The 14,568-nt window shown below is 42.0% G+C and carries 14 protein-coding genes and 2 tRNA genes; all 16 read right to left on the bottom strand.

Annotation, left to right across the window (positions count from 1 at the left end; genetic code table 11):
* Positions 1–39: 39 nt before the first annotated feature.
* Positions 40–963 carry a cysteine synthase A gene (gene cysK / locus MHH65_RS00445; RefSeq protein WP_024425655.1) on the bottom strand — a complete coding sequence of 308 codons (924 nt, stop codon included), beginning with the start codon at positions 961–963 and terminating at the stop codon, positions 40–42.
* A gap of 77 nt (positions 964–1,040) precedes the next feature.
* Complete coding sequence (locus MHH65_RS00440; protein ID WP_024425654.1) at positions 1,041–1,949, bottom strand: peptidyl-prolyl cis-trans isomerase; 909 nt, start codon at positions 1,947–1,949, stop codon at positions 1,041–1,043.
* Positions 1,950–1,995: 46 nt separating this feature from the next.
* Positions 1,996–2,871 (bottom strand): Hsp33 family molecular chaperone HslO, encoded by an 876-nt coding sequence (gene hslO / locus MHH65_RS00435; protein ID WP_044334307.1) that lies wholly within the window; start codon positions 2,869–2,871, stop codon positions 1,996–1,998.
* A gap of 14 nt (positions 2,872–2,885) precedes the next feature.
* Positions 2,886–3,662, bottom strand: a complete 777-nt coding sequence (locus MHH65_RS00430; RefSeq protein ID WP_024427185.1) for a type III pantothenate kinase — start codon at positions 3,660–3,662, stop codon at positions 2,886–2,888.
* Between the two features lie 162 nt (positions 3,663–3,824).
* Complete coding sequence (gene ftsH / locus MHH65_RS00425) at positions 3,825–5,726, bottom strand: ATP-dependent zinc metalloprotease FtsH (protein WP_024427186.1); 1,902 nt, start codon at positions 5,724–5,726, stop codon at positions 3,825–3,827.
* A 95-nt stretch (positions 5,727–5,821) separates the two neighbouring features.
* Complete coding sequence (hpt, locus tag MHH65_RS00420; RefSeq protein ID WP_008357399.1) at positions 5,822–6,361, bottom strand: hypoxanthine phosphoribosyltransferase; 540 nt, start codon at positions 6,359–6,361, stop codon at positions 5,822–5,824.
* Positions 6,362–6,376: 15 nt separating this feature from the next.
* Positions 6,377–7,780 (bottom strand): tRNA lysidine(34) synthetase TilS, encoded by a 1,404-nt coding sequence (tilS, locus tag MHH65_RS00415; protein WP_041105731.1) that lies wholly within the window; start codon positions 7,778–7,780, stop codon positions 6,377–6,379.
* 96 nt (positions 7,781–7,876) lie between these two features.
* Entirely contained in the window at positions 7,877–8,872 is a 996-nt protein-coding gene (locus MHH65_RS00410; protein WP_098677777.1) for a serine/threonine protein kinase, read from the bottom strand.
* Positions 8,856–9,593: a VWA domain-containing protein gene (locus MHH65_RS00405; RefSeq protein WP_034325063.1), complete on the bottom strand. Its 738-nt coding sequence runs from the start codon at positions 9,591–9,593 to the stop codon at positions 8,856–8,858. Before MHH65_RS00405 ends, MHH65_RS00410 begins: the two co-directional genes overlap by 17 nt.
* Positions 9,594–9,669: 76 nt before the next feature.
* Complete coding sequence (gene spoIIE / locus MHH65_RS00400; RefSeq protein ID WP_024425648.1) at positions 9,670–12,153, bottom strand: stage II sporulation protein E; 2,484 nt, start codon at positions 12,151–12,153, stop codon at positions 9,670–9,672.
* A 203-nt stretch (positions 12,154–12,356) separates the two neighbouring features.
* Positions 12,357–12,428 (bottom strand) — tRNA-Glu (locus MHH65_RS00395).
* A 25-nt stretch (positions 12,429–12,453) separates the two neighbouring features.
* Positions 12,454–12,527 (bottom strand) — tRNA-Met (locus MHH65_RS00390).
* Between the two features lie 177 nt (positions 12,528–12,704).
* Positions 12,705–13,100, bottom strand: a complete 396-nt coding sequence (locus MHH65_RS00385; protein ID WP_008357409.1) for a S1 domain-containing RNA-binding protein — start codon at positions 13,098–13,100, stop codon at positions 12,705–12,707.
* Between the two features lie 82 nt (positions 13,101–13,182).
* Complete coding sequence (locus MHH65_RS00380) at positions 13,183–13,557, bottom strand: septum formation initiator family protein (RefSeq protein WP_003217952.1); 375 nt, start codon at positions 13,555–13,557, stop codon at positions 13,183–13,185.
* Positions 13,558–13,575: 18 nt separating this feature from the next.
* A complete protein-coding gene (gene yabQ, locus MHH65_RS00375) occupies positions 13,576–14,214 on the bottom strand; it encodes a spore cortex biosynthesis protein YabQ (protein WP_041115217.1) in 639 nt (212 codons plus the stop codon).
* Positions 14,211–14,519, bottom strand: a complete 309-nt coding sequence (gene yabP, locus MHH65_RS00370; protein ID WP_024425646.1) for a sporulation protein YabP — start codon at positions 14,517–14,519, stop codon at positions 14,211–14,213. Before yabP ends, yabQ begins: the two co-directional genes overlap by 4 nt.
* Positions 14,520–14,568 lie beyond the last annotated feature (49 nt).

Genomic DNA, 14,568 nt, shown 5'->3' with positions numbered 1-14,568 from the left:
ATTCATGAAAAAACCCCAGCAAATGCTGGGGTGATTGGTTTAATCGAATTGATAAAGAGGTGTACTGAGGTAACGCTCACCGTTACTTGGGATAATTGCGAGAACCTTTTTCCCTTTACCAAGCTTTTTCGCTGTTTGAAGTGCTGCGTAAATAGCTGCTCCGGAAGAAATACCGCCAAGGATTCCTTCTTCTTTCGCTGCTTTTCTTGCAAGCTCAAATGCATCTTCGTTTTTCACTTGGATGATGCCGTCATATATTTCTGTGTTCAGGATTGAAGGGACAAAACCTGCTCCAATTCCTTGAATTTTATGCGGACCCGGCTTTCCGCCTGACAATACAGGGGAATCTGTCGGCTCTACTGCATAAAGCTGGATGGATGGGATGGCTTCTTTTAGGACTTCACCAGCACCTGTAATCGTACCACCCGTACCAACACCTGCAATAAATGCATCAAGCTCGCCGTCAAACTGTTCAAGGATTTCTTTCCCAGTTGTACGACGGTGAATCTCTGCATTGGCTTCGTTGCTAAATTGCTGAGGCATGAAATAACCATGCTCTTCTGCTAATTCTTCCGCTTTTTTGATGGCACCTTTCATTCCTTCTGCACCTGGTGTTAAGACAAGTTCCGCACCATAAGCGCGTAAAAGGTTGCGGCGCTCCTGACTCATTGTGTCCGGCATAACCAAAATCGCATTGATTCCTTTAGCAGCCGCTACCATTGCAAGGCCGATTCCTGTATTTCCGCTTGTTGGTTCAATAAGCGTATCGCCGGCTTTTAATGTACCTTTTGCTTCAGCATCTTCGATCATCGCTAAAGCAATACGATCTTTGACACTGCTGCCCGGGTTCATATATTCAAGTTTCAAGTAGACATCCGCACTGTCTTCATCTACTAAACGGTTTAATTTAACGACTGGTGTATTTCCTATTAGTTCAAAAACTGAATTTGCAATACGAGCCATCACTAACACCTCTATCTCCGAGTAATTTTATTGTATTAATATTAAATTATCAATTTCAAAAAATTTTGTCAATGCTTTTAGTCCTGCTCTCCATCGTAAAACCATGTGACTTTTGCTTCTTTCCACAGGGTTTTAACATTCGCCTTTTCACCTAGATCTTCCATGGCGATCTGCCTTTTAATCTGGTCTTTGACTTCGTCATAGGAGAAAGAGCGGCCATTTAATTTTTCTTTTAACTGAATAATGGCATACCCGTTTTTGGTCTGAATCGGCTCTTTCGTCCATTCATCTGGCTGAAGCTTTTGAGCTTCTTGTATGTATAGGGCTGGGATACTTTCCTGCTCTTCTGTCACAAATCCAAGATCTCCGCCGTATGGTGAGGTGTAACGGTCGATTGAACGTTCAGCTGCCACGGCTTCGAAGCTAGACCCACCTTTTAAATCTTTTAATACATTTTCAGCCTCGCTCTTTGTCTTCACGACGATATGGCGAATGCGGTATGAATCATCATATTGATATAAGTCCTTGTTTTTTTCATAAAACGATTTCGCTTCTTTTTCAGAAACGACGGCATCTCTTGTTAAAAGCTGCTCTAATAAAATTTGATAACGAATCTGTTCTTTCCATTCCTTCTCACTTGTATGTCCATCTTCATAGAAATTATTAGACACCGCTTTGAGCATGAGCAATTCACGATTGATCTCTTTTGAAGACACTTCCAGCTTGTTTTGCTTGGCAAGCTGATTGACCACTTTCTGATTGATCATTTGCTCAAGAGTCGCCTTTCCGTAGCGGTCTTCCATTTTCTTTAGCCATTCTTGACGCGTCACCTTCTCTTTTCCAATCGACGCAATTTCTTCACCACTCTTCCCGTTAGAAGAAGCCTGTGACATTTGTGACTTTGTTAATACATATGCAATGACAACGGCATTAATCATGAGCAACACGAGAATAAATGTCCATACCACTCTTGCTTTTAGTCTCATCTTTCGTCTCCTTTCCATTCTAAAAAGAAAACCCGCTGCTTAGAGCTTAGCGGGTTAATTCTTCACGCAGCTCTTCTAGCTCTTCTTTTGTAAATACATACGTTTCGTTACAAAAATGGCATTGAGCTTCTGCTTGTCCGTCTTGTTCAATCATATCGTCAATTTCGGTTTTTCCTAGGCTGATAATGCCATTTGCAAACCGTTCTTTTGAGCAGTTACAAGCAAATTCGACAGGTACAGTTTCTAAAATTTGAGGCTTTTCACCAAGTACTTCTTCTAATATTTGTTCTGGTGTCATCCCTTTTTCAATGAGTTTAGAGATTGGTTCAATAGTTGACAGGCGCTTTTCTAGTCTTTCAATGACAGCATCTTCTGTACCAGGCAGCAATTGAATGATGAAACCGCCTGCTGCGAGAATCGAATTATCTGGATTGACAAGGACGCCTACGCCTACAGAAGAAGGCACTTGCTCAGAAGAAACTAGATAATAGGTGAAGTCATCTCCAATTTCACCTGAGACAATTTCTGTTTGTCCTGTAAAGTGGTCCTTCAGCCCGATATCTTTGACAACACTTAACGTTCCAGATGTTCCGACTGCACGTCTAACATCCAGCTTGCCATGTTCATTTAAGTCAAAGTGAACTTGTGGATTTGAGACATATCCTCGTACCTGGCCTTTTGCATTTCCATCAGCAATAATGGCGCCGATTGGTCCACCGCCTTCTATTTTGACAGTTAGCTTATTCTCACCTTTCAGCATAGCACCCATCATGACTGTTGCTGTCATCGTTCTGCCGATGGCTGCTGATGCAGTCGGCCACGTATGATGTCTTCTTTGTGCTTCGTTGATTGTATCTGTTGTGTTTGCAGCATATGCGCGGACTTTTCCGTCATATGCTAACGCTTTAACTAAATAATCCATTTGATTTAAACCTCCTATAATACACCGACGCGATTACGTTCATAAATGAGCTGCAGTCCTTTTAATGTAAGGAACGGATCGACAATATCAATACAGTCTGATTCATTTCCAATCAATGTAGACAAACCGCCTGTTGCAATGACTTTCGGTGTTTGCTTGGCTTGCTGCTTCATCCGTTTCACTATTCCCTCGACTTGGCCAACATATCCATAAAGGATGCCGGATTGCATCGCACTGATGGTGTTTTTCCCAACAATGTGATCTGGACGGACAATCTCAATTCTCGGCAGCTTCGCCGCTCTTGTATATAAAGCCTCAGTTGAGATGGTAATACCCGGTGCAATCGCTCCACCCATGTATTGTTTTTGTTCATTGATATAACAGTAGGTTGTTGCTGTTCCAAAGTCTACCACAATAAGAGGTGCCCCATATAGGTGAATGGCCGCTACTGCATTGACAATTCGATCTGCACCGACTTCCTTTGGATTGTCACACATAATGTTTAATCCAGTCTTCATTCCAGGCCCTACAATTTGGGGTGTTATGTGAAAATACTTTTCGCACATTCTTTCAAGGGCGAACATCATTGGCGGGACAACAGACGAGATGATAATCCCTTCTATTTGGTCAAACATCAGCCCCACATAATCGAATAAAGCCCTGATGGACATACCAAATTCGTCTTCTGTTTTATGACGGCTTGTTTCAATTCGCCAATGGTAGTTTAGATCGCCATTATGATAAACACCTAAAACGGTATTTGTGTTTCCTACATCTATCACGAGTAACAACTTCATCACCACTTTGAATAGTTTCTCAAAAAGAGCATTTTTCGACTTTCTATCATACCATACACGAATTGAGTTCCATTTGTAAACAATTCGAAACCGATCCATTCATGAATCGAAATAAAAAAAGCTGCCGGTGATCCCGGCAGCTTTCACAGAAGGAGATTAGATCTCCTCATCTTCTTTTTTCTTGATGTTTACTTTCACATCATCGTTTTTCTCTTCGTCATCTGCGTATACACGCTCTGGAAGCTTTCCAGTTTCGTAAAGAGATTTAATTTGTTCAGCATCTAATGTTTCAACTTCTAGAAGAGCTTGTGCGATGATTTCTAGCTTATCTTTATTCTCAGTGAGAATTTGTTTCGCACGTTCGTAGCTCTCCTTAATGAAACGCTGAACTTCTTGGTCAATTTCGTAAGCGATCGCTTCACTATAATTCGGCTCATTGTTGAAATCACGTCCAAGGAAGACTTGACCTCCTTGTGATTGACCGAATTGAAGCGGACCAAGTTTATCAGACATACCGAACTCTGTGACCATTCTTCTTGCAATGCCTGTTGCACGCTGGAAGTCGTTGTGAGCGCCTGTACTTACTTCACCAAACGTAATTTCCTCTGCAACACGACCGCCGAGCAAGCCGACAATCTTATCAAGAAGCTCTGGCTTCGTTTGGAAATAACGGTCTTCTCTTGGAAGCATGACCGCATATCCGCCTGCCTGACCACGAGGAACGATCGTTACTTTATGCACCATGTCCGCTTCGTCTAGGATAAGACCAATGACGGTATGACCTGCTTCATGGTAAGCCACGATATTACGTTCTTTCTTCGAAATGACACGGCTTTTCTTCGCCGGCCCAGCGATGACACGGTCAGTCGCTTCGTCAATATCACGCATATCGATTTTCTTTTTGTTATGACGGGCAGCAACAAGTGCAGCTTCGTTTAGTAAGTTCTCAAGATCCGCTCCAGAGAACCCTGGTGTTCTGCTTGCAATGGCTTTTAAGTTAACTGACTCGTCAAGCGGTTTGTTTTTCGCATGAACTTTCAGTACTTCTTCACGGCCAATAACATCTGGGCGGTCAACCGTAATTTGACGGTCAAAACGTCCCGGACGCAGCAATGCAGGGTCTAGAATATCTGCACGGTTTGTCGCAGCAATGATAATAATACCTTCGTTGGCACTAAAACCATCCATTTCAACAAGAAGCTGGTTAAGCGTTTGTTCACGCTCGTCATGACCACCGCCAAGACCGGCTCCACGCTGACGACCCACTGCATCAATCTCATCAATAAAGATTAAGCAAGGTGCATTCTTTTTCGCATTTTCGAATAAATCACGTACACGTGATGCACCGACACCGACGAACATCTCGACGAAGTCAGAACCACTGATGCTGAAGAAAGGAACGCCTGCTTCTCCTGCAGATGCTCTCGCAAGCAATGTTTTACCTGTACCTGGAGGTCCTACTAGTAAAACCCCTTTAGGGATTCTTGCGCCAAGCTCCGCAAATTTACGTGGGTCCTTCAGGAATTCAACCACTTCTACAAGCTCTTGCTTTTCTTCATCTGCACCGGCAACATCTTTAAATTTCACACGTTTCTTCTCTTCTGTGTAAAGCTTCGCCTTACTCTTACCAAAGTTCATGACTCGGCTTCCGCCGCCCTGAGCTTGGTTCAATAAGAAGAAGAACAGGATAAAGATGATGATAAACGGAATGATGGTTGTCAGAACTTGCAGCCATCCATTTGTTTCAGGTGCTGGTTCTACTTTTACATCTGTATTCTTCAGTGCACTGTAAATTTGGTCAACACCTTGACCATCTGGAACATGGGTAATGAAGTATTGATCTTTCTTCGCGCCATCTAATTGACCACGAATTTCATAAACCCCTCTTACAGGCTGAATGGAGATACTCTCCACTTTTCCCGCACTTAGATTTTGCGAAAATTTGCTGTAAGACATGTTCTCAGGCTTTTGATTTGGGGATCCTAACCAACTGACGACCCCTATCACAAGTAATAAAATAAGTATATAAAAAATCGTATTACGAAAAACCCGATTCATTCCTTACCTCCTCCCACAGTAAGCACAACTATGTTCAATAGTATCATAGAAAATCATTCCAACACAACCAATAACCTCATGTATACGTATGCTGATTAGCCTTCGTAAACAGATGGTTTTAACACTCCAATATACGGGAGGTTTCGGTAACGTTCAGCGAAATCCAATCCATAGCCGACAACAAATGCATCTGGCACTTCAAATCCAACATAATCTGCTTTGATGTCTGCTTTGCGGCCGCTTGGTTTATCAAGCAATGTCACAATTTTAATGGAATTTGCTTTACGGTATCGGAAAAGCTCTACCAGATAGCTCAAAGTTAACCCACTGTCGATGATATCTTCCATAATCAAAATATCTCTTCCTTCAACAGAAGTATCTAGATCCTTAATGATCTTTACTTCTCCAGAAGATACGGTAGACTTTCCGTAGCTAGATACATCCATAAAATCAAGTTCTAAATATGTATCAATGTGTTTGATCAGGTCTGCCATGAATGGAAGAGCCCCTTTCAAAACACCAATAGCCAGGGGAAATTTACCATCATAATCACTGGTTAATGTTGCACCCAGTTCCTTCACTTTTTGCTGGATCTCTTCTTCTGAGATCAAAATCTTTTCAATATCTTGTTTCATGCTTTTGCTTGCCCCCTACAAATTTTCGTGCTGTCTATATTGTAATACAATGAGATCGCTGTTTGTCATATCAATTTCTTCAAAAACGGATTTTTTCAGACCTGGGATCCAGATGATTTGATGATCCGAGTCAGTGACGATCGGCCAGCTGTCTCTTTCTGCAAGAGGCACTTTTTTATCAATAAATATATCCTTCACCTTTTTTGACCCATTCATCCCTTTAAGTTTGATTCGATCACCATTTTTTCGTGAGCGAATGATCAAAGGGAGACGAACATGATCTTTTTGAAGCAAGAAAAAATGGTTTCCGTTCCGTGCATCCTTCGGAACATGATTTGATACGGCGATAGACTGTCCATTTGGGAGAAAAAGCTCTTCTCCGAGCTCAACCTTTAAGTGAAGAGCATAAGACTGGTCTAATACATGCGATCGCTCAAAGGTAAACATACAGTGATCATAAGACTTGACAGCTTGTAAACCTTTTGGCAAATCTAATGATCCAGACGGTTGATCGGTATGAGATAACCAGTCTAAAGTCCCTAGAATATGCTGGTTTGAAAACGCTGATTGAGTGTTTTCATAAAGATAGTTTAATATTAGTTGAATGCCTCTTCTTTGTAAAGGCAAAGGCAGGTCAAGCAAAGGCTTCGTTTTAATCTCAATTTGCTTAGGCGATTGACTCGTTATCACTTGGTTCATTTGTTCCTTTGTTAAAGCCTGCAAGTATTGCTCATCCTCAGTCAGCATGTCACTTACAAACTGAAAGCTTTCATGTACATGAGGTGCCTCTTCTTTTAACACGGGAAGAATGTGTCTTCTTACCCGGTTTCTCAAGTAGTCATCCGTATGATTGCTTTGATCAATGACATAGGGTACATGTTCTTTTTCACAAGCTTTTAGTACGTCGTCCTTAGAGTATCCAATGAGCGGACGAATCAGCCACCCATTTTGAAAAGGACGTTTTGCTTGGATACCTGCGAGTCCTATACCAACAGTCCCTCTCGCAAGTCTCATCAACATTGTTTCTACTTGGTCGTCTCCATGATGTGCAAGCGCTATAAATTGAGCGTTGTATTGCTCCATCAATTGACGAAAGAAAGCATATCTGCACTCCCTTGCAGCTGCCTGTTTGTTTAAGCGGTTTTCTTTTGCATATTGGGTGACCTGTATGCGGGACGATTCAAAAGGGATCTCGTGCTCCTTACAGTAAGCCTCAACAAATGCCAAATCAGCAAAGGACTCTTCTCCTCTGAACATGTGATCTACATGGGCTGCAATCAGCTGATAGGAACCTTTGCGACGCTTGTTAAGTTCATGCAGTAAGAGCATAGAATCCGGTCCGCCGGAAACCCCGACAATGACTGTCGTATTTTCAAGGTAAACATCATGTTTTTTCAAAAAAGATTCAATTCTATTCACAACTTCCTCCTCACAAAGAGCAGGTAATTTAAAGATATACATATCCTATCACTTTCAGTAGCTCCAAGCAAAGAAGAAGCCTGATTTTTTACAGCTCTACAACAGGAACAAAACCACATATGCACAGTAAAGGGCGAGTACACTGCATACGATAAGAATGGTTTCAAAAAGCCCGCCTGATTTTTTACGTACTGACGTTCTTTTTGCTGCTGCAGCCCGCGATCGTGAAGTCACTTGTTGATTTTGATTAACAGCGGGTTTTGGCTGCTGCTTCTTTTGGCGTGATTTTCTTGATGCAATCAGCTGTCCTTCTTTCAGCATCGCGCTTTTCATGTCTGCTGCTGATTGATATTTACCTTGTAGAGCAGCCTTTAACACCCTTTCATATCGCTTTAATAAAGGATGTCCTTCAATGGCTCGATAAAGCTGTTTATCTGGTTCTGCTCCTTTTTTGAATTCTTTCTTATACGCACAGTTGACCATCACCATGGTCAGGGCAAATAAATCATAGGTTGGTTCAGCTTTTCGTGTACCGAATCCCCAATAGCCTCGATCAAAAAACTCGGTATACTCTTTAATTGCCCTGCCCGCTTTCGTCGTTCCTCCCACATCAATGCACCGGATTGTGGCAGGGGGACCAGAAACAATAAGATTATCCGGCTTTAAATCACCAAAAATCCAACCTTCCTGATGTAAATGAGCCAGACTGGATAAAAGCTGAATCATTAAAACCACAATCCACTCATCACCCTTTTGTTTCACAAATTCAAGCAGTAATGGGCCTCTGACATATTCCATCACATAAAAAGAGCGTTTTTGAGGCATACCGGGATAAATTGCATCATCCATATCATAAAAAGAAGGCCCCATGGTTTTCACAGGAGCCTTTGAAAAGGATTTTAATACATTGACTTCAGATGCAATGAGCATACTGTCATCACTCACTTTAAGGGCCGCTTGCCCATGTGGCGATTCGGCCAGATAGACAACACCGTTCGCCCCTTTTCCAAGCTCTTTTACAATACGGTAATGATGGTGGTGCCATTTCCCTTGAATCACCGTGCCTAACGGGATGTTAGAAGCCGAATTCATCATCATGCTCTTCCTTTGCTTCAAGCAGCCCTTTGCGTGAACGAACTGATTTGAAATGCTGAAGTGCTTCCCGAAGCGCTGGTCCCGTTGGGGTGATGCCTCCAGTGGTCAGTTTTGGGAAAATAGATGATAATGAATCGAATCGAGGCGTCCAATTCAACACAATTTCAGCATCTGAGTTTTTCCCGGGAAATACACACATCCCAAACTGATTTTCTCCAATTCTTGAATTTAAACTGATGGAAAGGTCGATAAGTGCCTCTTTGACGGTTGGCAGCTTCGGTTTCATACTTGCACTTGTATCAACAAGCACGAGTACTTGAAGGTGAACCGTTTCTCCTAACTCATCGACAACCTCCATTACTTCCCCGCGCTTATCAGGTGGAAGCTCTTCAATTTCAGTGTCTTTGCCGAGTATTTGCTGCAATTCTTTATTCACAACACCTTGCAGGGTTTGTGTCATTGCTTTTTTCGTGACCATTTGTACTGTTTGAGATAACTGCTGAACGTAGACAACTTGATGGATGCCTCCGCCTGCGAGAGCAATCCCCTCTACTTCCTTCATCGCTTCATGATCGTGTCTGTTTTCTTCCATAATGCCAATGACATTGACTGTAATCCCTTGTTCCTTTGCCAATGAGGCAATCGCAAGCGGATCTTCCCCGTGATTTGAGCAGCCATCTGTAATCAATAAGATTTGGTTGACGTGACCTTTTCGCATCTTCATTCCTCCTGGGATTGTAACTGAATGCTTATATCCCCATCATCGCCAGAAGAAATTCATATTATACGATATTTTAAGAAATCTCTTGTTTCTCAAGATAGAATGTACCGGTCGGAATGGAAGCCCATTTTGGTGTGTTGTGGTCGAGCCTGATGACAACAACCGTCATATCATCGTCAATTTGGCCTGCTCTTGTTCGAATGACCTCTTCCATTAATAAATCAGCAATTTCTTGGGGATCTTCTGTTTTAAAGCTTTTCATTTTCCGTTTCACCCACAGATCATGATTTTCAATATGCTTCGGCCCCTCAAAAATACCGTCACTCATCATAATCAATAGGTCTCCTGCCTTCATCTGTTCGCTCACAACCTCGACTTCAAATTCATCAATAATGCCAATCGGCAAGTTGCTTGCTTGTACCTTCATCACCTGATCACCCCGTTTAATAAAGCTGGGTGTTGAACCAATCTTGAGGAACTTACAGCTCGCATCCTGTAAATCAATGATCGATAAATCCAATGTGGAATAGATCTCGTCCGTCGTTCGTAAAGATAAAATACTATTAATGGTTTTAATCGCCACTTTTTCATTGATACCTGACGCCAATATTTTTTCTAACAGCTTAATCGTTTCATTGCTTTCAAAATGAGCACGTGCTCCGTTGCCCATTCCATCACTAATAGCTGCGGCATACTTGCCTGCTCCAAGCTCCATCATGCTGTAGCTGTCTCCAGATACCAGTCCTCCGCCTTTTGCTGCATGTGCCACGCCTGTAGCCACTCGGTATGATTTAGCAGAGCCAAATACAACGTGGCAATAGCCTGTTGGATGCTCTGCACACTGTTCTGCTTTGACTAAAATCTGTTCTTCTAATATATCTGAAAGCATTGGCGCAATGATTTTTTCACATTCCCCATGCCCTTGGCAATATGGGATTCTCATTTCAATATCCACATTTCCCTGCTCCAAGCTATAGATTTCTACTTGCTGAATTTCAATGCCAAAGTGCTGAAGTGCTTCTATCATCTGCTCTTCCTGAATAAAATGCTGCTCTCTTTCTCGTTTTATTTCCCGGGAAAAATCCTCCATCACTTGTGAGACCCCCATCAGCTGTTCAGCCACAAGACGCCTGCTGTCTTGGACTTTTTTCTTCAGTGTCTGGTTGGCTTTATAGTAAGCGATCTCCTCTTCGATCAATTCCTCAACATGTTTTGATTTTGAGCAGTGCTGACTAAATTTCTTTTTCAATTTTCGGTTATGCTCATACGTTTTTTCATCAGATTCATGCATAACTTGTTTCATTAGTTCATAGGTTGTATCAAAGTTCTGCACCCAGCATTTATTTTTCTTATAGCACGTTTGACAGGATCGTTCTGTGATCGTACTTAAAAAAAGATCTACATCCTCTTCCTGCTTCTTCTCTTCAGGAATGGATTCGTAAAATGTCGCAAAACTCTCAGACAGCGCATGAAATACATGAGAGAATTGATCTACCTTTTTTGCTGTCACGTCTCGTACCTTCCGAGCATATTGCTGCTGCTCTTGTACATGCTCTACCGTACCAGGAATGTATTTCGCTACCTTGGAAGTAACTGATTGCGGCGTGAGTAAAAAGAGCGCAACCGCTATAAGTGACTCATACAGTGTGGTCATGAGACCTGCTGACCCTTCCCCGTACAGTGAAATGAGTAAGGAACCCACAATTAAGCCGATGGCTGCCCCTGCTTTCTTCCCTTCTTTCAGCAATCCGCCTAATAAGCCTGAAAAGGCAAGAAGACTCATCTGATAAAGGTTTCCGATGTTAGCGAGACCGAGAATTAATCCTGTCACAACACCGACCGTACACCCAATACTGGCTCCGCCAATAAAGGCAAATGTCAGCACTACATAACGTGACAAAATATGCTCTGCCTGCATTCCTTGAAATGTGATCCCAGCAAGACCAGTTAAAACTGAGGCAATTAAAATCATAAAACAAATAATTTCTTCGACCTTTAATGAGTGTTTAATTTTCCTGACTGTAAAAATCGGCAGGCTTTGAAGAAAAATCAGAGTCAAAATGAAGGCAAGTCCTGCTTCGACACCCGCCATGACGTAATCATAGCTTTGCACAGCACCTTGCTCTAAGTAAACAAACGCTCCTCGGGTGATCAGCATTGAGAGAACAATGACAACCGGTAATGTTTTCACTGGGTCTTTGATGATGAAAGAAACCACCTTTGACATAAGGAGAAACATGAGCAGCGACGCAAACACAAACAATGCATTTTGAGGTGATATCGTCATCGCCCCTGCGAGTAAAGCTAGACAAGCAAGCATCGCCTTATCTCTTTTAATAAGCAGCATGGAGCCAAAGAAAGGCAGAGCAAACGGCATAATTTCAGATAATATAAAGGCTCGTCCTAATAAAAAGCCTAGAACAACATAAATAAACCCTTTATAGAAAAAAAGAGAATGCGTGTGATGAAGAAACAGGTTTTTCATCTTTTTTAATCCCGCACTGATTCTTTCAAACCCCGCTCCTGTTAAATCAGTTCTTCTTTCTAGTTTTTCCATCTTCTCATCCCCCACCTGATATTCGTTGCTTGTCATTATAGCGAAGGTGAAAAAGAAATTTTGTCAAAAGAAGTTGTCGTTTCCATAAAACGTTCGACGCTTTATTCGTCAAAGAGGCATACTTTCATGAAAGTCGATGTCTTTCATCAGAATTTTACGAAGGCACAAAAAAACAGCTTTCCTATAGAAAGCTGTTTCGAAGATGACCCGTACGGGATTCGAACCCGTGTTACCGCCGTGAAAGGGCGGTGTCTTAACCGCTTGACCAACGGGCCTTGCTTTATGTTCTAGTTAAAAGGATAGCGGCGGAGGGGATCGAACCCCCGACCTCACGGGTATGAACCGTACGCTCTAGCCAGCTGAGCTACACCGCCATAATGAAAATGCGCTAAGAAGCACAAGAACTATAATACAAAGGATTCGCTTGTCCGTCAATAGAAAGTTTTAAATTAAATGACGAAATCTCAAAAAATGTCGTATGGATCATGAAAAAAAGCACCTGCTGAACAGCAGATGCTTTGTTGTGAAAATATATAGAAAGCAGCAACAAGTTAACCTCTTCTTGCTCCGCGCCCCCCACGTTTTGATTCCGTGTTACGTTTTAAAGATGTTAAGCGATCTTCGCTATCTTTTAAGAATTTGTTCATTTTTTGTTCAAACGATTCCTTCGGACGGAAATCATTTCTGCTTGGTCTTGATTGTTGTTGAGGACGATCTTTTGCTTTTTTAATGGACAAGCCGATTTTACCGTCTTTTTCAACGTTAATCACTTTCACTTCAACTTGTTCACCGACTTTTAAATGCTCATTAATATCTTTTACATAGTTATCGGCTACCTCACTGATATGAACGAGACCAGTTGAACCGCCTGGCAACTCCACAAAAGCTCCAAAATTTGTAATGCCCGTAACTTTCCCTTGTAACTTGCTGCCAACTTCAATCGACATAAAAAAAGTGCTCCTCCTTAGACTTATAAAAAAATCTCATTTGTTCAATTATACATAAACTGAATTTTAAGTGTCAACAAGGCTAATCGCTCTTATTGCCCACATCAAAGATTTTTTCGCCTTTTTTGGACATATAATAGTCCCGTCGTGCCAGTTCGAGTACGTATTCCTTGCTTTTCAGCTTCTTAATTTCATCAGAAATATCTTCCTGCTTTGTTTGTAATTGCTTCAACTCTTTTTCGAGCGCAACCTTCTTCTCTTCTTTTTCCTTTAGTGAAGACGATTGCGACCAGAGGGCACTTGTCACCAAGACAGCAAACATGAGCACGATTACACCAAACACGGTAAGCCTTCTAAGGAGTCCGCGACGTTTGCGTTTTAAGCGCTGCGCTTGCTGTTCCATTTGTTTTTGGTAATCATTTTGAATTTGTGCGATATTTCTTTTTCTCTTGTTCAAGATTGAAGGCCTCCTCTCTCACTTTGTCCAGAATTGTTTCCATTTCGTTTTGATGGTACCAGATAATTTCTTGGCCCCTTGTAAAATTCCTGCTCCTTTTGAGAAAAACAATCTCATTGATGTTCGCCATTTTTCGGGAATCCGATGAATAATGGTCACATTGAGTAACCAGATGAGCGGATAACAAACAATCGACAGCACCTTCCACACGAGCCGAAACGTAAAACGAACTAGACGTAAGAGCGAGTGGAGCAAGAACAGTATAGCACTTATTACCAATGTGATCATCCAGCGGATCGGCTGGAAGACAATCGACATGACCAGCCTTTTCAGGAAGAGAACGGTCTGATATACACACATCATGATAAACTTGAGAATCTTAAGATACAGATGTTTCATCAATGCCTGATACATCGAGAAACCTAGAGCAACGGCTAGAAAAATATAAAGCCTGAATTCTCCCTCATTTGTCAGCAGCAGGACGTAAAAGAATAAGAGACCCTGTACCATCCAAAAAAGGAGATCGTGGATAACCAAAAGCCATTTTGCTGTTTTTTCCCGATTCACAAACAGCTTGTACGTATCAAGCGATGCGCCCAGCCAGATGCCCATCGCCGCCATGGAAAGCATCGTATAAAACTGGACTGTCAGCGTCATTTAAACAGCTTGCTAAAAAATCCTTTAGCTTTCTCCCCGTGCTGCTCATCCACATAGATTAAATCAAAAACACGCCCTTTAATCGACACAACGCCCTTTTCGACGTCTAGGTTTTTCATTTGCAGATTTTCTCCGCGGATGGCGAGAATCCCCATGACCGTCTCCAGCAGAAATTCCTCACTATCAAAACTTTCCACTTGTTTGACACCAGTAATATCTAAATGCTTTCTGTTTCGCATTGTGACATTATGCTCCGCGTCTGATGACAGCTTCGTGCCTTGAGGTTGATTATAATATTGATTCATCTATACATCCCCCATATCTCATACTTGCATGTTACTGCATTGTATGTGA

Source organism: Bacillus sp. FSL L8-0654, assembly GCF_038629965.1.
Taxonomy (GTDB): Bacteria; Bacillota; Bacilli; order Bacillales; family Bacillaceae; genus Bacillus; species Bacillus safensis.
The sequence above is the reverse complement of the archived record's forward strand: the minus strand, read 5'-3'. Positions and strand labels throughout refer to the sequence as shown.

Excerpts from the sequence above, each read along its gene's own strand:
- cysK (WP_024425655.1), bottom strand. The coding sequence starts at position 963 with ATGGCTCGTATTGCAAATTCAGTTTTTGAACTAATAGGAAATACACCA.
- MHH65_RS00440 (WP_024425654.1), bottom strand. The coding sequence starts at position 1,949 with ATGAGACTAAAAGCAAGAGTGGTATGGACATTTATTCTCGTGTTGCTC.
- hslO (WP_044334307.1), bottom strand. The coding sequence starts at position 2,871 with ATGGATTATTTAGTTAAAGCGTTAGCATATGACGGAAAAGTCCGCGCA.
- ftsH (WP_024427186.1), bottom strand. The coding sequence starts at position 5,726 with ATGAATCGGGTTTTTCGTAATACGATTTTTTATATACTTATTTTATTA.
- hpt (WP_008357399.1), bottom strand. The coding sequence starts at position 6,361 with ATGAAACAAGATATTGAAAAGATTTTGATCTCAGAAGAAGAGATCCAG.
- MHH65_RS00410 (WP_098677777.1), bottom strand. The coding sequence starts at position 8,872 with ATGAATTCGGCTTCTAACATCCCGTTAGGCACGGTGATTCAAGGGAAA.
- MHH65_RS00405 (WP_034325063.1), bottom strand. The coding sequence starts at position 9,593 with ATGCGAAAAGGTCACGTCAACCAAATCTTATTGATTACAGATGGCTGC.
- spoIIE (WP_024425648.1), bottom strand. The coding sequence starts at position 12,153 with ATGGAAAAACTAGAAAGAAGAACTGATTTAACAGGAGCGGGGTTTGAA.
- MHH65_RS00385 (WP_008357409.1), bottom strand. The coding sequence starts at position 13,100 with ATGTCGATTGAAGTTGGCAGCAAGTTACAAGGGAAAGTTACGGGCATT.
- yabQ (WP_041115217.1), bottom strand. The coding sequence starts at position 14,214 with ATGACGCTGACAGTCCAGTTTTATACGATGCTTTCCATGGCGGCGATG.
- yabP (WP_024425646.1), bottom strand. The coding sequence starts at position 14,519 with ATGAATCAATATTATAATCAACCTCAAGGCACGAAGCTGTCATCAGAC.